17 protein-coding genes are annotated in these 16959 nt (G+C 58.4%); 2 read left to right on the top strand and 15 right to left on the bottom strand.

Features of this window, described 5'->3' with window-relative positions; genetic code table 11:
* Window positions 1-3 precede the first annotated feature (3 nt).
* A complete protein-coding gene (locus G6N80_RS09515) occupies window positions 4-969 on the top strand; it encodes a beta-ketoacyl-ACP synthase III (RefSeq protein WP_165133329.1) in 966 nt (321 codons plus the stop codon).
* Between the two features lie 53 nt (window positions 970-1022).
* Here G6N80_RS09515 and guaA read toward each other — a convergent pair whose 3' ends face one another.
* The 13 genes from guaA to G6N80_RS09450 form a co-directional block, all read right to left on the bottom strand.
* Window positions 1023-2603: a glutamine-hydrolyzing GMP synthase gene (gene guaA, locus G6N80_RS09510; protein ID WP_165133326.1), complete on the bottom strand. Its 1581-nt coding sequence runs from the start codon at window positions 2601-2603 to the stop codon at window positions 1023-1025.
* A gap of 40 nt (window positions 2604-2643) precedes the next feature.
* Entirely contained in the window at window positions 2644-3282 is a 639-nt protein-coding gene (locus G6N80_RS09505; RefSeq protein WP_165133323.1) for a 5'-methylthioadenosine/S-adenosylhomocysteine nucleosidase, read from the bottom strand.
* A complete protein-coding gene (locus G6N80_RS09500; protein WP_062555130.1) occupies window positions 3279-3728 on the bottom strand; it encodes a PaaI family thioesterase in 450 nt (149 codons plus the stop codon). The genes G6N80_RS09505 and G6N80_RS09500 overlap by 4 nt, the downstream gene beginning before the upstream one ends.
* A 60-nt stretch (window positions 3729-3788) precedes the next feature.
* The gene (locus tag G6N80_RS09495) at window positions 3789-4241 is read right to left on the bottom strand and encodes a TspO/MBR family protein (protein WP_165133320.1); all 453 of its coding nucleotides are present in this window, start codon (window positions 4239-4241) and stop codon (window positions 3789-3791) included.
* 89 nt (window positions 4242-4330) lie between these two features.
* Window positions 4331-5425, bottom strand: a complete 1095-nt coding sequence (locus tag G6N80_RS09490; RefSeq protein ID WP_165133317.1) for a DUF1513 domain-containing protein — start codon at window positions 5423-5425, stop codon at window positions 4331-4333.
* A 4-nt stretch (window positions 5426-5429) separates the two neighbouring features.
* The gene (locus tag G6N80_RS09485) at window positions 5430-6548 is read right to left on the bottom strand and encodes an imelysin family protein (RefSeq protein WP_246251469.1); all 1119 of its coding nucleotides are present in this window, start codon (window positions 6546-6548) and stop codon (window positions 5430-5432) included.
* Window positions 6545-8077, bottom strand: coding sequence for a di-heme oxidoreductase family protein (locus G6N80_RS09480; RefSeq protein WP_165133311.1), 1533 nt, complete (start codon window positions 8075-8077; stop codon window positions 6545-6547). Before G6N80_RS09480 ends, G6N80_RS09485 begins: the two co-directional genes overlap by 4 nt.
* A gap of 42 nt (window positions 8078-8119) precedes the next feature.
* Window positions 8120-9391: an imelysin family protein gene (locus tag G6N80_RS09475; protein ID WP_165133308.1), complete on the bottom strand. Its 1272-nt coding sequence runs from the start codon at window positions 9389-9391 to the stop codon at window positions 8120-8122.
* Window positions 9392-9568: 177 nt separating this feature from the next.
* Entirely contained in the window at window positions 9569-10849 is a 1281-nt protein-coding gene (locus G6N80_RS09470; protein WP_165133305.1) for an RsmB/NOP family class I SAM-dependent RNA methyltransferase, read from the bottom strand.
* Between the two features lie 84 nt (window positions 10850-10933).
* Window positions 10934-11242 (bottom strand): septal ring lytic transglycosylase RlpA family protein, encoded by a 309-nt coding sequence (locus G6N80_RS09465; RefSeq protein ID WP_137135056.1) that lies wholly within the window; start codon window positions 11240-11242, stop codon window positions 10934-10936.
* A gap of 447 nt (window positions 11243-11689) precedes the next feature.
* The gene (locus tag G6N80_RS09460; RefSeq protein ID WP_165133302.1) at window positions 11690-12574 is read right to left on the bottom strand and encodes an SDR family oxidoreductase; all 885 of its coding nucleotides are present in this window, start codon (window positions 12572-12574) and stop codon (window positions 11690-11692) included.
* Window positions 12562-13746: a tRNA epoxyqueuosine(34) reductase QueG gene (queG, locus tag G6N80_RS09455; protein WP_425503942.1), complete on the bottom strand. Its 1185-nt coding sequence runs from the start codon at window positions 13744-13746 to the stop codon at window positions 12562-12564. The genes G6N80_RS09460 and queG overlap by 13 nt, the downstream gene beginning before the upstream one ends.
* Window positions 13739-14431: a glutathione S-transferase family protein gene (locus G6N80_RS09450; RefSeq protein WP_062555138.1), complete on the bottom strand. Its 693-nt coding sequence runs from the start codon at window positions 14429-14431 to the stop codon at window positions 13739-13741. The genes queG and G6N80_RS09450 overlap by 8 nt, the downstream gene beginning before the upstream one ends.
* Window positions 14432-14591: 160 nt before the next feature.
* Here G6N80_RS09450 and G6N80_RS09445 point away from each other — a divergent pair, with 160 nt between their 5' ends.
* Window positions 14592-15398, top strand: coding sequence for an undecaprenyl-diphosphate phosphatase (locus tag G6N80_RS09445; RefSeq protein ID WP_165133296.1), 807 nt, complete (start codon window positions 14592-14594; stop codon window positions 15396-15398).
* An 85-nt stretch (window positions 15399-15483) separates the two neighbouring features.
* On the opposite strand, the gene G6N80_RS09440 is transcribed toward G6N80_RS09445, so the two are convergent.
* Together G6N80_RS09440 and G6N80_RS09435 are read right to left on the bottom strand one after the other, a co-directional pair.
* Window positions 15484-15672 (bottom strand): hypothetical protein, encoded by a 189-nt coding sequence (locus tag G6N80_RS09440; RefSeq protein WP_162249581.1) that lies wholly within the window; start codon window positions 15670-15672, stop codon window positions 15484-15486.
* Window positions 15673-15873: 201 nt separating this feature from the next.
* On the bottom strand, window positions 15874-16854 hold the full coding sequence (locus tag G6N80_RS09435) for a complex I NDUFA9 subunit family protein (RefSeq protein ID WP_165133293.1): 981 nt from the start codon (window positions 16852-16854) through the stop codon (window positions 15874-15876).
* Between the last annotated feature and the right edge of the window lie 105 nt (window positions 16855-16959).

Below are 16959 nucleotides of genomic sequence, written 5' to 3'. Positions count from 1 at the left end.
TATATGGCTGGCTTCGGTCATTACGTGCCCGAGCGCCGCGTGGAGAATGCGGAACTGGAAGCTCATTTCAATATCGAGACTGGCTGGATCGAGAGGCGAACCGGAATCCGCGCAAGGCATTGGACAATGCCTGGGGATCGATTGACGGATATGGCTGCCAAGGCCGGGGCCATGGCGCTGCATCAGTCAGGGCTAGATCGGCGAGATATTGGCATGGTGCTGCTGGCCACCTCCACGCCGGATCATCTCCTGCCTCCGTCAGCGCCGCTTCTGGCTCATCGTCTGGAATTGAAACAATCAGGTGCGGTGGATCTCGCTGGCGCCTGTTCCGGCTTTATCCAGGCACTCGTTCTGGCTGACGGATTTGTGCGAACGCAGGCAAAGCCGGTACTCGTCGTTGCCGCCAATATTCTGAGCCGCCGCATCAACTGGCAGGAGCGGGCAAGCGCAATTTTGTTTGCTGATGCGGCGGGTGCTGTGGTTCTGTCACCCTCGACGCAGCCGGGTCGTGGTCTGCTCAGCTCGGAACTCGTTTCCGACGGGTCAAATTACGAGCTGATCGGCATTGCCGCGGGCGGATCTGTCCAGCCCTTTGAAATGGCGATGGATCTGGAGGAAACGCGGATGTCGATGCGTGATGGCCGCAAGGTCTTTTCGCTGGCGGTCGAGATGATGGGAGATTGCGCGACAAAGGCGCTGACAAGCGCGAACCTGTCACCCTCCTCCATTGATCGTTTCATCCCGCATCAGGCCAACAGTCGTATCATCGATGCGCTGGAGGAGCGACTTGAGTTGGATACAGATCTCTCCATCCGAACGCTCGGTGAGTATGGCAATTCATCCGCCGCCACCATTCCGCTTTCGCTTTCTATTGCGAATGCACAAGCTCAGTTCAAAGGCGGCGAAACGCTGCTGATGACGGCCGCAGGTGCGGGCATGTCCGGCGGCGCCGTTGTCTGGCGCATGTGACAGCAAAAAGGCCGGAAATTTATCCCCGGCCTTCGATTGACTGTTCTCTGGGGTCATTCCCACTCGATCGTGCCCGGAGGCTTCGAGGTAATGTCATAGGTCACGCGGTTGATGCCCTCGACTTCGTTGATGATGCGGGTTGCCGTCTCACCAAGGAATTCATGCGTGAAGGGATAATAATCCGCTGTCATACCATCGACCGAGGTCACGGCGCGCAGAGCGCAGGCATAGTCATAGGTACGTCCGTCGCCCATCACGCCCACCGTGCGCACCGGAAGGATCGCCACGAAAGCCTGCCAGATCTCGTCATAAAGACCGTGCTTGCGGATCTGGTCGATATAGACCGCATCGGCCTTGCGCAGGATTTCCAGCTTGGCTCGGGTAATTTCGCCGGGGCAGCGGATCGCAAGGCCGGGACCGGGGAAGGGATGGCGGCCGATGAACTTCTCCGGCAGCCCAAGCTCGCGGCCCAGCGCACGCACTTCGTCCTTGAAGAGTTCGCGAAGCGGCTCGACCAGCTTCAGACCCATCTTTTCCGGCAGGCCGCCTACATTGTGGTGGCTCTTGATCGTGACGGATGGGCCACCCGAGAAGGATACGCTTTCGATCACGTCCGGATAGAGCGTGCCCTGAGCGAGGAATTCGGCACCCTCGATGGTGTTCGCGTGCTTCTGGAACACATCGATGAAGAGACGACCGATGGTCTTCCGCTTCACCTCCGGATCGGTCACGCCTTCCAACTCGCCCAGAAACAGGTCCTGTTCGTCCGCATGGATCAGCGGGATATTGTAGTTGTCCCGGAACATGGTGACGACCTCTTGGGCCTCATCCTGACGCAGCAGGCCATGATCCACGAAAACGCAGGTCAGCTGTTCGCCGATTGCCTCATGGATAAGAACCGCAGCAACCGAACTATCGACGCCACCGGAAAGACCGCAGATAACCTTTTTGTCACCTACCTGAGCCCGGATCTTGGCGATGGCCTCGGCGCGATAGGCGCCCATGGTCCAGTCGCCCTCGAAGCCCGCCAGCTTGACGAAGTTCTCATACAGCGTCTTGCCGTTTGGCGTATGATGCACTTCCGGGTGGAACTGCACGGCGTAGAAATGCCGCTTCGGATCGGCAGTGATCGCGAAAGGCGCATTGGGCGACGTGCCATAAACCTCGAAACCGGGAGCGATGCGGCTCACATGGTCGCCATGGCTCATCCACACCTGCTCGCGGCCTTCCGCAAACCAGCCGTTGAGAAACGGATCGGTCTGGTCGGCTGGCGTCACATAGGCGCGGCCGAATTCTGCTGTGCCGCCGCCGCCGGAAATCTTTCCGCCTTCAACCTGGCCGCCGAGATCCTGCATCATGACCTGCTGTCCATAGCAGATGCCGAGAACCGGAACGCCCAGCGTGTAGACCGACTGCGGCGGACGCGGCGAACCCTCGCGCGTCACCGAATCCGGTCCACCGGAGAAGATCACTGCACGCGGCTTGAAGTCAGCCAGAAAGGCGTCGGTGACGTTCTGATAGGGATGGATTTCGCAATAGACGTTCAGTTCGCGCAGCCGACGCGCGATAAGCTGCGTCACCTGGGAGCCAAAATCGATGATGAGGAGGCGGTCGTGATGGGCTATCTGGGTCATGGCGAGCCTTTAATGAAGAACGGGCATTTTTGCAACTGACTCAGAGGCTCAAAGTGCCGGATTCTAGTGCCTGCGTTAGACGGTCGATTGTTTTGGCAAGCTTCTCGTCGATGACATGAAGGTATTCGGTCCAGTCGCCGACATGCCGCAATTCTGCTTTCCCATCGGAAATGCCCCGCAAGCCGATGAGGGGCACATCGAAGGATTGGCAGGCGCGCAGGATCGCGAAGGTTTCCATCTCCACCAGATCGGCGTCGATCAAGTCATAGGCGTCGCCGGAAACGATGTTTGCACCGGTCGAAAGACTGGCTACTGGAACGCCGGGAATGCGTAGCGGCAGCTCGATGACGGCGGGCAGGTCGAGAAGCGGCGTTCTGCCCTTCTCGAATCCAAGCGGCGAGGCGTCCATGTCGCGATAGGATACCGAGCTGATCTGATAGACTTCCGTCTGCGCCAGTGTCCGGGAGCCGGCAGAGCCGAGGCAGACAACGAGATCCGGCAATTCCTGTCTGGCGCTGAGCGCGCTCAATGCCTTTGTCAACGTAACGGCCGCTTCCACAGGCCCGATGCCGGTAATCAGCGGCTTGAACCGCGCCTTCAGGTGTGGGCCATATTCGGGCAGTGCCGCCATGACAAAGAGCAGCCGTTTTCCGGCAATCGTCTTCAACTCGAACGTCATCCGGTCACATCCTCGCGCCCGCGGATCACCATCATGCTGCCGCTCATGGAAGCGATCAGCTTGGCCGGGCCGTTGGTCAGCGCATAGGCCCTGCCATCTGCGACGATGATGGTGGAACCCGGTTTTGTGATTTCGCCACGAAACAGAAAGCGTTCGCCACGTCCAGGAGACAAGAGGTTAACCTTGAACTCGATGGTCAGGATGGACGCATCCGGATCGATGACCGTATAGGCCGCATAGCCACAGGCCGCATCCAGTGCTGCGGAAATCACTCCCGCATGCAGGAAGCCATGTTGCTGCGTGAGCTTTGCATCGAACGGCATTTCAATTTCGACCATGGCATGCTCGACGCGTGTCAGGTCCGCGCCAAGCGTTTCCATGAAAGCCTGTCGCCCGAAACTCTGCCTTACCCTTGTCCGGAAATCTCCGGGATCGACCTCATCCATCCTGTGCCCCTTTGTCGGCGCGAAACTGGCACGGCATCGGGAAGGCTGCAAGAGACAGGATCAATTCAGGATGAACAGGGAAAGGTTCAGAAGCGTCGCGAAGCTGACCCAGGCAATATAGGGAAGGAACAGGAGCGCGCTGATCCTGTCCTTGTTCCAGCTACGCTGGATGAAGAGCACGATGAGCACCAGCATCGGAATGATGACGATCAGCCCGAGCACCGTGCTTTCCATGCCGAAGAAAGCAGGGGACCACAGGAAATTCAGAACCATCTGGCCAAACCAGATCTGCATCCGCGACGAGGACGGCGAGTCAAGCCACGTCCGGGCACCCGCAATGCCGATCAGCACATAGAGCGTAGTCCAGACCGGACCGAAGATCCAGTTGGGCGGATTGAAGGGTGGCTTGTTGAGAGCCTGATACCATTCGCCCGGAATATTGGCGATGCCGATCAAGGCGCCAAGCCCGACCACAACGGCGACGAAGAGGACATGGATGAGGATCTTTTTCATGATGCCGGATTTAGGGTGGTGTCAGGAAAAGTGTAGTCGCAGGCTCGTTCGGATGCTCACGAAACGTGTCGCTACGAACCATGATTTGCTCACCCAAGCCGGACAAGATGCTGGTCCCAGTTCACGTTCGAACGGGTTCCCTCGAGCTCGCCGCTATAGGTAGAGACTGCGATGCCGGTTGGCGCTCTGGCGACCCCTGCCGCATCCGGGACAGGATCCTCCCTCAACACCTGCCCCGTCACTGCATCGAGAATGACCGCATAGCCACCCTTCGGTGAGGTTAGGCCAACCAGACGCTCACGACGGTTGACGGCAATTGCACCGACATAGTTCGCCAGCTTTTCGGTCGTTTCCGGCGGAATATCGATGAAGGTGATATCGTCGCCAAGAGCAAAGTATCCGGTCAAAGGCGGATGATCGGTGCGCGGACCTTCATACTGGCAGGCGAACCAGATCCGGCCACGCCGATCCACATCCAGATGCCGTGTGGAAAGCTGCCTCAGATGGTCCGGCATTGGGTGCCGCTCGATGATCTCGCCGCTCGCGGCATCGAGAATGGCAAGGGACGGCTGCATGCGGTCGAGATTGAGCTTGGTGCGGCCGAAATCCGGATGTGTCTCGATGCCGCCATTGGCAACGATCAGCAGGCGTCCGTCATCGGACACTGTCATGTCGTGGGTGCCGATGCCACCTGCATCGAACTCGGCAATCCGGCGAAACTGGGACTTGGCATCGTACACGCCAATCACGCCCCGGTTCCCATCGAAATCGTTCTCGCTTGCATAGAGCAGTCGACCGTCCGGGGAAAAGTGACCGTGTCCGTAAAAATGACGTCCGGAGGGAGTGCTGATCAAGACCGGCTCATCCTGTCCTGATGGGTCGAAGATCAACGCAAATGTGCCGGGACGGCGCGCGAAGACGACGCACCGACCTGTCAGCAGACAGTAGGAGAGGCCATGAGCCCGCGCGGGCAAGGCGATCCGTTCTATGATCTCGCCCCGTTCGGTTATCGTCGCGACACCGTAGCTTCCGTCGGGAGCGCGGAAGGCGGACGCAAAAACTGCATCCGATCGATCGAGCGCCATCAGCTTTTCCGGGGAAAGTGCGGCCAGAAAACCTACGCCCGCAGCCTTGACGAAGCTGCGCCTGTCAATCTCGCCCGTCCTCACCTCGAAGGTCCGCATCCAATCAGTCTCCGTCGGAAAAGGAAAAGCCCGTGGTCAGGCCGAGCGCCTGCCCCAGATCATCGTTGAAGAGAGAAATCAGATCGCGGCTGTCGGAAAGCATGGCATCCAGCTTTGCCTTCTGTTGCGGTTTGCTGACGGCCGCTTCCAGATCGGCATCAATATCCTGAGCAAGCGTGATGAGGGATTTGAAATAGACATCGATGGAGTTCACGATCCAGATCTGGCTGGGCTTCAACAGCTCTTTGATGCCCGATCCATGGACAAGCTGCCGCAGTCCTTCCAGATTTTCGCGCATCATCGGAAAGGTCAGGCCGGATCGCCAGAACAGCGCTTGCTTTGGAAAGCTTTGAGAGGATCCGCTTTTGTAGAAGCTCTCGATGCGCTGATCGCGAAGGGCCTCCGCGGCGTGAACCAGAATACCAAGCACCTCGGTGACGGCTTCCTGGTCCTGCCGGAAGGCAGAGCTTTGCGGCCCGGGGTTCTTCCAGTCTTTGGAAAGGCCGTCCGGATCATCCCAGGCCTGCACCAGTTCCATCGCGATGTGCTGCACGTTACCGGCGATTGCGAGGCCGTAGCGGCATCGATAAGATTTTGTCTGCGCAGTCAGTTGATCCGAACCGGTGCCATACAACACAAATTCGAGCGCTCCCAAACCCTGTACGGCAACACTTTTGGAAGACAGCGTATCAGGTGCAGTCGCCGTCTCGTCGGAGGATGACAGCAAGGCCTGAACCTGCCGAAACCCGAGACCCTTCTTGTCCGGATAGAAAAGTATCCTCTCGAAGCGGTTCTTTTCGAGCACGGGGCCGACGCGCACGATCTCGATCCGCGCCCAGCTTTTGGCGGCTTCCGAGAATGCAGCCTGTGCCTGAGCAAGATTGTTTGCAGAGGGCACGGTGCAAAGCTGCATCATCCGGTCGCTCAAAAGGCCGGTCTTCTCCGAAAAGTCCCGGTAGCCCGGCTGTATGACATTGGTGATGACCCGTTCCATCAGCGCCGTCGTCCGCTCATGCGTCAGAACCGGCGGAGAAGGGTTCGCATCCTGCGCGCCCGCATCCGCTGCTGCAAACAGAAAAAGACCAAGGGCCAGACCGATAGACAGGACACTCGTGCGCATCATAGGGACTCCAGAAACGTCAACAGGGCATTGCGATCTCTGGTTTCAAGAGCCGCAAAACCGTTCCGGGATTTCTCCGCCTCGCCACCGTGCCAGAGAATGGCCTCAGTCAGGTTGCGGGCGCGCCCGTCATGCAGAAAAAAACTATGTTTACTGACAGTTTGCGTCAGGCCGACGCCCCATAGTGGCGGAGTACGCCATTCTCGGCCGGACGCGTCGCCGACGGTTTGGCCGTCAGCAAGTCCATCGCCCATATCATGGAGCAGGAAATCCGAATAGGGCCAGATCAGTTGAAAGGCCTGAGAAGGGTCGGAAGCGGAGCGGCTCGTCACAAATTTCGGCACATGGCAGCTCGCGCATCCAAGGCGGTAGAAGGCCTCCTTGCCCTTCAGCACCTCGGGTGAACTGACATCGCGTCGTTGAGGAACGGCAAGATGGCTCGAGTAAAACGTCACGAGGTCCATCACCGGGTCCGGCGCTTCGGTATCGCCAAGACGCGGCTGGACCCCATGTGCACGGGCGCGGCAATCCGTTTGTTGCGGGGTGCAATCGCCGTAAGGATCGGGTCGATCGGACGTGGATAATCCAAGGTCGCCCGAGAAGGCCGCAGAGGTCTGGTCGCGGACGGTGGCATTCTGTGCCTTCCAGCCAAAGCGCCCGAGCGCCAGTTTGCCGGTCACGTGGTCTCGAACGATGGCCGCTTTCCCCGAAATTCCGTCTGCGTCCCTGTCATCCGGGTCCGCATGGGCGAGAATGTCCTGCGCAGGAATGGCTTCGATGAGCCCAAGCCCGATCATCGCAGGGGCAATGCGGGGGGAAAGGGTCGTTCCCGCTGCAAGCGGGCCTTGAGCCAGTCTGTTGACCGAATAGGCCGGGCGTCGTAGCGAAACGTTAGTACCATCCTTGAGGCGGACAGGCTGCTCCGAGTAGGAGATCTGCATCGTGCCTTCGGCAGCAAGTCCAGGGACGGCAAGATCCTGCAACTGCGCACCGTAGATCGGATCGGGAAAATTGAGCGCACGACGATCGGCAACACGTGCACTCTCCTCCGGCGTTGCAGGGGCGCGCGCCAGCCGCAGGAACATGGAGATCCTGTCATTGCCTCCCTCGGGAGGGTGACCACGCCCATCCCTCACATGGCAGCTTACGCAGGAGCGTGCGTTGTAGAGCGGCCCCAATCCATCGGAGGCTTGTGTCGAGGAGGGTGCGGCGACCCATAGCTTGGTGAAAAGCGCATTTCCGAGTTTGAACTCTTCCTGCTGGCTGAAGGTGATGCCGGGTGCGAACTGCGAAAAAGCATCGGCATCGACGGCGCGCGTCGAGGTCGCTGCACCGGCGGCCATCGCTTCAAATGGTTCTGCCTGGCCAAAATTACCGGTTGGTCGAGTGACCGCAGTGACACGCGCCTGATCCTTCGGCGTCAAATCCCTGCGTGGACCCTGATACGGCAACTCCTGCTGTCCAATGCCGGACGCTGGCACGAGACAGGTCAGCAGGATGGGGAGAGCAAGGACGAGTGCGCGTTGATGCATCGGGAGTAGCGGCCCATCGATATTCGATGGGCCGTCCTGGTCTCATTTGAACACGGCGTTCGGATTATCGAGGCTCGCCGAACCCTGGAGCTTCACCTGGCCAAGATCGAGCGCCGCGATCACGCGCTCGATTGATTTCGTCTGGGCAATCAGGTCATCGATCGGGGCCTGAACAATCGCATTGCCGTCCTTGTTACCCTCGGCGATCATCTGGTCATAGGCTTCGACTTTCTGAGCGCGCTCCGCCATGATCTGCATGTCGGCAAGCGTCTTGTCGAGCTTGGCGTTCAACTCCGTGTCGAGAGCGGCATCCTTGGCCTTGACGAGATCGGAGAGGGAAGGCCCGGCCAGTTTGGTTCCGTCAGTGCGTGTGTAGGTTCCGCGATAGGCGGATGCTATGCCGATTGCATCGTTCAGGTGCGAATTGTGCGTGTTGTCGGAAAAGCAATCCTGCTCCTCTTCCGGATCATGCAGCAGAAGGCCAAGCTTCATGCGCTCGCCCGCCAGTTCGCCGTAGGACAGTGAGCCCATGCCTGTGAGGATCGCGGAAAGGCCCGCCTTCGGATCGGCCAGAACAGCTTTCGTGGCTTCGCCGGTCGCAGCCCAAGCCTCTACCATTTCCTGAAGATCCTGAACCAGCAGCGTGGTCGCCGACTTCAGATAGTCGCCACGACGATCGCAATTGCCGTGCGTGCAATTGGCCTTGTCGTAATCGGTAAAGGGGCGATTACCCGCTCCCGGTCCGGTGCCATTCAGGTCCTGTCCCCACAGCAGGAATTCGATCGCGTGATAGCCGGTCGAAACATTGGCCTCCACTTCGCCCGCCGTATGCAGGCTGCGGATCAGTTCCGGCGTGATCTTCGAGGCATTGATGTCCTCGCCGTTGATCTTGAGCTTGGGATTGGCAATGACATTGGCCGTGTAGAAGGCATTGGCATCGCTTTCGGTGCCGTAGGCGGCATCAACATAGTCGATAAGACCTTCATCGAGAGGCCAGGCATTCACCTTGCCTTCCCAGTCATCAACAATGGGATTGCCGAAGCGGTAGACCTCAGTCTGCAAATAGGGTGTACGCGCTGCAAGCCATGCCTGACGTGCAGCCTTCAGCGTTTCCTCTGATGGCTTTGCGATGAGGGCGTCTACGGCCTTGTCCAATGCCTTGGCTGTGCTCAGGGCGTCTTCGAATTTCGCATGGCCGACGGCCGCATAGTGTTTCAGAACCTCGGTGGGCTCTGCAGCCAGTGCAGGCAGAGCGACAAAAGCCACCGAAGCGGCCAGAGCAGAACTGATAGTCGAGAGAGTTCGGCGGAGCATGGTCCCCTCCTGTCTGAAAATGACGATGCCGATGGCCGATCACGCCTTCCCGGCAAAACGTGACCGAAGCAAGGCATCTCTGCCCCTTCTCCGATCAATCGTTTCAATCCTCATTGCGCAAAAGGAAACTGGTGTCAAATAATCTAGATTAGAGGAATTCCAGCCTCGACAGTCCTTTTAGCTCTGCCGTTTAAGCTTGCAGAAGAAGAAGCCATCAGTCTGCGTGGAGGCCGGTGTCAGCGTCAGACTACGACCATCGGCGGAATGCGGCTTCGGCGCATCCTTGCCAAACAGTGTTTTCCAGTCGTCCAGCGCTGACTGGACTTCGTAAGAAGGATTGTTTGCCAGGAAGCGCTCGATCTGTCGGTCATTCTCTTCCGGCAGAACGGAGCAGGTGACATAGACGAGTGTTCCGCCCGGTTTGACATAGGCTGCAGCCGATGACAGCGCATCCTGCTGTTGCCCAAGGCGCTCCTCGATGTTCTTCTGCGTCAGGCGCCATTTCGTATCGGGCCGCCTGCGCCATGTTCCTGTACCCGTGCAGGGAGCATCCACAAGCACGACGTCCAGCTTCTCCTTCAGGGCATCCATCTGCTGCACGTCGTCGTGCACCTGAACATTGCGCGTGCCGGCGCGGCGCAGGCGCTCGATGATGGGAGCAAGGCGTTTGCGGTCGGCGTCATAGGCATGAACCTGACCCTTGTTGTTGAGGCTTGCCGAGAGCGCCAGCGTCTTGCCGCCGCCACCTGCGCAGTAATCCAGAACCTGCTGCCCTTCGGATGGCATTACGAGATCGGCAACAATCTGCGATCCTTCGTCCTGAACTTCGAACCAACCCTTTTGGAAGGAGAGTTCGGCGGTCACGTTCGGAAGGCGGGATGCGCCATCACCGGCAGGGATACGAATGCCCTGACGCGCGATCTGCGTTGGCTGCGCGCCCGCCCGATCCAGCGCCTTGACGACCTTGTCCCGGTTAGCCTTCAGCGTGTTGGCTCGCAAATCCAGCGTTGGCCGACCAGCCATAGCCTGAGCTTCTGCAAGCCAGGCGTCGCCGAAATAGGACTGGAAGCTCTCAACGACCCATTCCGGGATATCACCTTGAATATGCGCTGGCGCGTCCGACAGATTTCGCTCGGAAAGACCTGTCAGATCCGGAGCGGGTGGCGCAAATTTGTCATCCGCCAGTTCTGCCGCGAGGCTTGTGCGCGTGAAGCCCCATTGACGTAGAAGAACGGCGTAGACCAGTGCCGTCTCACTCTCGTCATCCATCAGCCAGGCATGGGATAGACGCATGCGCAAGGCATCATAGACGATGTTGCCGATGGCGGCGCGATCTCCGGAGCCAGCGAAGCGATGCGCCAGGCCCCAGTCCTTCAGTGCATCGGCAACGGGACGTTTGCGCGTCTCGATATCTGCCAACACTTCGATGGCTGCAGCCATCCGTCCGCCCAGTCGCATGTCCTGATCTCCTTGCTTTCCGGCGCGTTTAACGTTGAAAAGCCATCAGGGCAAGCTTGAGGAGCAATCCGTCATCCATGCGGATCAGCCGATGACCTCGTAACAGACCTGCGCGGTGCCTGTCGAAACCATTCCGATGTCGGCGGCTGCTGCCTTCGAGAGATCGATGACGCGGCCGCGAATGAAAGGGCCGCGGTCATTGATGCGAACCACGACGGTCTTGCCATTGCGCTTGTTGGTAACTTTGACCTTCGTTCCGAAACTCAGCGAGCGATGCGCCGCGGTGAGCTTGGAGGCGTTCATGCGTTCGCCGGAGGCTGTCTTGGAACCCAGTGCATACCAGGAAGCGTGACCACAACCTGGAGCGGCTTGCGCCGTTTGAGAGCCAATCATCGAGAATGATGCGAGAGCGACTGCTGCGAAAGCTGAGCGTTTTGGAAGTTTCAAATCCGATTATCCCCGTTGATCCAAGTGGTGAGATGCGTGCGGGGTGGTCTAGGCACGGCCAAAAAAGGCGAAAACGTGGGCTTTGTGATCACGCAATGTTAAAATCTGTAACAATCGTGATTGGAAGCCGGCTAACGAGTTAAGATGTTCAGCCAGGAAAAATTTAGTGATTCCAGTAGGATTCTGGAAAATTGTTCTGCCGAGATTCGAACGCCTGATTCGCGTGAAAACGTGAAGAGAAAATTTTATCAAAAAGCAGAATCGCTTGCCACATTTGGACAAAAAATATGGCGCTTTGTCATGAAAGTTAAATTTCTATAATCCAACTGCCCAATTTGGATGGAATTTTCATCTTTCTTCAACAGCGCGCATAGACCGTCTGCAGGACCGGCTTTACGCTTTCCAGCGGCCGGATTGCCACAGCTGCTCCAATGAAACCTCGAAGGTCGGAAACTGAAAGTTAAATCCAAGGTTGCGTATCTTCATATTCGAGACGCGTTTGTTCTCGCCGTAGAAGGAGCGCGCCATCGGCGTCAGTTCAGCTGTTTCGAAGGCCTGTTCCGGCGGTGGCTGGATGCCCATGAGGTGCGCGGCTTCCGTAACGACATCCTGTGGCGGCGCGGGAAGATCGTCCGTCACGTTGAAGATACCGGAGGCGTGGCGCTCGCACAGGAACAGCGTCGCACGACCGATATCTTCCACGCGGATGCGGTTGAACACCTGGCCCGGTTTGACAAGCCGGCGTGCCGTCCCCTGGGCCAGACTGATGAAGCCGTTTCGTCCGGGGCCATAAATTCCGGAGAGGCGCAGGATCGCGAGTGGCACTTCAGCGCGGTTCGCCGCTGCCTGCCAAGCGTTTTCCGCGGCAACGCGTTCCCTGGAGCGCGCGGACACGGGGCGGCATGGTGTTTCCTCATCGACCCAGTCCCCCTGATGATCGCCATAGACGCCGACTGTCGAAAGGTAGGCGACCCATTGAAGCTTTGGGAAGACGGCGCGCACGTCTCCATTTATGACGTTGAGCAGCGGGTCTCCGCCTTCGCCCGGTGCGATGGCCGGTGCAATGGATTGTATGAGATGCGTTGTCTGGGCAAGTTCCGTCCGAAGACCATCGCCCAATTCCGTTCCGCCGAAGAGAAATGGCCGGATCGCTTTATCCTTCAAATTCTGGCTCTTCTCCTCGCTACGCGTCGTCCCGGCCACGTCCGCGCCAGCCTTCAGGAAGTCTGCAGCGATTGCCTGTCCTGAATAGCCTGCACCAAAAATCATGACCCGCATGCCTGAACTCCCATTACCCATTCATTCTCAACGTCGATATCCGCATCAGGCGCTCTTTGCTGCGCCAAAAGGAGAAAGGCATCGGCCTGCATCAATCTCGACAAGGCCCAGACAGCCATACCCCGCACATCGGGTGATGCATCATTCAACAGCGCTTTACACGGCTCGATGAAGGACGGCTCACCGGAATTGCCGGCTGCAATCAGCACATTTCGGATAAAGCGGTCCCGCCCGATACGTTTGACAGGAGAACCGCTGAACAGGGTGCGGAACTGACCGTCGTCCAGACCCAGCAGGTCGGCAATCCTTGGCTCTTTCAGATCAGCGCGTGCGCGCAGCTTCATTTCGGATGCTTCGGAGGCAAACTTGTTCCACGGACAGACCGCCAGACAGTCGTCGCAGCCGTAGATGCGGTTGCCGAACATTGGCCGGAGAGAAGACTCAATGATGCCTTTGTGCTCGATGGTCAGATAGGAAATGCACCGCCTGGCGTCGATCTGGTAAGGGGCCGGAAAGGCATTCGTCGGACACGCATCGAGGCAGGAACGGCAAGAGCCGCAATGATCGCGTTCCGGCGTATCGATCTCCAGTTCCGCGGTCGTAAACATGCTTCCCAGAAATAACCAGGAGCCGAATTCGCGGCTGACCAGATTTGTATGCTTTCCCTGCCAACCCAGCCCTGCCGCAGCGGCGAGCGGCTTTTCCATGACGGGGGCTGTGTCGACGAACACCTTGACGTCTTCGTCAGCGCGGGCCGCAAAGCGGGTGGCCAGTTCCTTCAGCTTCCCCTTGATGACGTCATGGTAATCACGGTGCCGGGCATAGACGGATATGGCTGCTCGGTCTGTCTTGGCGAGAAGTTCGCGCGGATCTTCATCCGGCCCGTAGTTCACGCCGAACAGGACAATCGAGCGGACCTCGCTCCAGAGGACACGGGGGTCAGCACGGCGCTCTCGCGTTTCCTCCATCCATGCCATCGTACCATGGCGTCCGGCCTGCAGGAACGTGCCGAGGCGTTCAGGCGCCTGAGGTATCGAATCGGGCAAGGTGATGCGGCAACTGTCGAAGCCAAGCACCTTGGCTTCAGCCAACAGGAACGTCTTAAGCTTGCGTTGCCGATCCAGAGCCTTGGCAACCTGTCGATCCGTGTCTGCTCTTTCAGTCTCAGAAATCGAGGTCCGCATAATGAGATACCGGCGTAATGCCGCGAATGCGTTCTGCCAGGAGTGGCCGGAACGAAGGGCGCGACTTCAGCCTCTGATACCATTCCTTGGCGATGGGTGTCTCCTGCCAATCGATCTCGCCCAGATAATCCAGAACGGAAACCGATGACGCGGCGGCGAGATCCGCATAGGACAGGCGGTCGCCCGCAAGCCAGGTGCGAGAGCCGGCAAGCCAGGAAAGATATTTCATATGCTGGCGGATATTGCCGCGTGCCGTGCGCAAAACCTTGGAGTCAGGCGCGCCGCCGCCTTGGGCTGCCGTCATCTGGAGCTTGTAGACACGCTCCTTGGTCAGTGGCCGCGTGACATCCTGTTCCATCTTGAGAAGGAACCATTCCGTCAAGCGCCGGATTTCAGCCCGCTGAAAGGGGTCTTCCGCGAAGAGGCGTTTGTCCCGCTTCAGGACGCCGTGCGTTTCGTCGAGGAATTCCAGCAACACATTCGGCCCGCACAAAGCCCGCATATTGTCATCCACATAGACAGGCAGCGTGGCAGCCGGATTGATTGTCAGGAATTCGCGGCGCTTCTCCCAAGGTTGCTCCTCGACGAGATCCGTCTGGAAGCCGTATTCCGCCAGGATCAACCTGACAAAACGGGAGGCCGAGGACATGGGATGATGATACAGAGTGGGCATCGATACTCGAAATTGAAGTTTGCTGTTATAAGCGTTGAGTCGGTCGCGATCACCAAAGCCGGAATGTGGCTGACATAAGGCGGCCAAGCCCAATTGTTAGGGTGAGGTTGCAGATTCCGTTCCCACTATAGGTCCCATCACCGTTAATAAAGGATCAAGAATGGCCGACCAATCTATCGTTGGCGCCCTCGTTCTCGGCTTGATCGAAGGTCTGACTGAATTTATCCCCGTTTCATCCACAGCCCACGTGCTCCTTGCAGGACACTTCATGGGGTTTCGCTCGCCCGGTAACACCTTCGCGGTGCTGATCCAGCTGGGTGCCATCCTCGCCATCCTTCTGGTCTATTTCCAGAAGCTGCTTCAGATTGCTTTGGCCCTTCCGCACAGCACCCAGGCACGACGATTCGTACTGACAGTGCTGCTTGCGTTTCTGCCAGCCGCAATCATCGGTGCTCTGGCGCATGACTTCATCAAGAGCGTGCTGTTCGAAACGCCGATGCTGATCTGTGTGATGCTGATTGTCGGAGGTTTCATCCTTCTGACAGTCGACAAGATGAGCCTAAGGCCGCGCTACACCGACATTACGCAATATCCGGCGGGCCTTGCGTTCAAGATTGGCCTTTTCCAGTGCCTTGCGATGATACCAGGTACCTCCCGCTCTGGAGCGACCATCGTCGGCGCATTGCTGATGGGGACGGACAAGCGTTCCGCAGCGGAGTTTTCGTTTTTTCTCGCCATGCCGACCATGCTGGGTGCGTTTGTTCTTGATCTCTACAAGAACAGGAATGCTCTCAGCTTCGATGATGCGGGAATTATCGCGATCGGCTTTGTGGCCGCCTTCGTGACGGCGCTTCTGGTGGTACGATCCCTGCTCGATTTCGTATCCAGCCGAGGATTCGCACCATTTGCCTATTGGCGCATTCTGGTGGGTACCGCGGGCCTTATCGGTCTTCTGGTCTTCGGATGATGCTCGCAAAGGCATAAATCCTGCCTTTGCATCCTCAGATCGACCAAAGAAAAGGGCTGCCAGTGGCAGCCCGAACTTGTTCAGCTTAACGGCGAATAGACGCCGTGCTGCACGGATCCACGCCATAGGCGGGCGCGCAGGCGCTCTTGTTGGCGGCAACGGTGCCGGGGGCCAGGAACGAGCCTGCAAGAATAACAAATGCCGCACACGCAAAAAACAGTGCGATGGATTTGCCCATGGGGGGAAGCCTTTCGGAGGAGGGTGTGGCAGTCACGGCGATACTCGGGTACTTGGGAGAATGGCGGCGGTGTACGAGCCGTCGCGATCTGTTTCAATAGAGTATTTTGCTGAACCGCCGGTTAACGTTAAGCAGTTGTGCGTTGCGTCATTTACGCCACAACCCTGAACGTCAAAGAGGCAGAACAATGTCCTGCCTCCTGCTTGAGCATAGCTCATTGAAGTGGATTTTAGGCAGTCAGGCTGCCTTGCCGGAATTGGTGAACTGCCCCTGCACGCGATATTGGACGAGGTAGCTTGGCAAGATCGCATCCAGCAGCGTAGGACGGATACCGAAGGCTGCAAGCGTCCGGCCTTCCTGCTCGGCTTCCTTCGAAACAACGTTATCAGACTTCAGGAGGAGAACCTGATCGCTCGTCAGCGGCGGCGTGATCAGGGGAACCATGGAGGCGATGCTGCCGATCAACGAGGCAACGCCGAAGGGCAGCGTGACCAGCGGACGCTTGCGGTAGGTGATGCGAAGGACAGCCTCGAGACACTGCTTGAAGGTCAGGATTTCTGCGCCGCCAAGTTCATAAGTCTTGCCCTTGGCAACCTTGCCTTCGACCGCCTTTGCGATGGCCGTGGCGACGTCTTCCACGAAAACGGGCTGGAACTTGGTCAGGCCGCCACCGATCAGCGGAAGGAAGGGCATGGTGCGCGCCATATCGGCAAATTTATTGAAGAAGTTGTCTTCCTTGCCGAAGATAATGGAGGGACGCAGGATGATCGCATCCGGAACGGTGGAGAGGATTGCTTCCTCGGCGCGGCCCTTGCTGCGTGCATAGGAGGACTGCGACTTGGAATCCGCTCCGATGGCCGATACGTGTGTCAGGGTTGCGCCCACGGCGCGGGCAGCCTCCGCGACGGCCTTTGCGCCAAATTCCTGAACGGCGTCAAACGAGTTCTTGCCGCTTTCGAACAGGATGCCAACGCAGTTGACCACGTGATCCGAACCGGCGACCGCCTGATCGATTGATTTCCGGTAACGCAGATTGGCCTGTACCAGCTGGATCTGGCCGACATAGCCAGCCGGACGCAGGAAGCCTGCGAGGTCCGGCCGACGGACGGCCACACGGATACGGTAGCCGCGCTTGGCCAGTTCCCGCACGACATGCCGGCCGACAAAGCCCGAGCCCCCGAAAACGGTCACGAGCGGCGGAAGATTGGACATGGTCATGGGAGTGCTCCGAAAGCCAAGGAGAGTTGTTTTTCTTTGTCTCTAGCCGAAACGGCGGACGAGGTGAAGTGTTGCAATGCACGCATTCGCTGGCAGCGCGTGATT

Source organism: Rhizobium rhizoryzae (assembly GCF_011046895.1).
Classification (GTDB): Bacteria; Pseudomonadota; Alphaproteobacteria; order Rhizobiales; family Rhizobiaceae; genus Neorhizobium; species Neorhizobium rhizoryzae.
The sequence above is the reverse complement of the archived record's forward strand: the minus strand, read 5'-3'. Positions and strand labels throughout refer to the sequence as shown.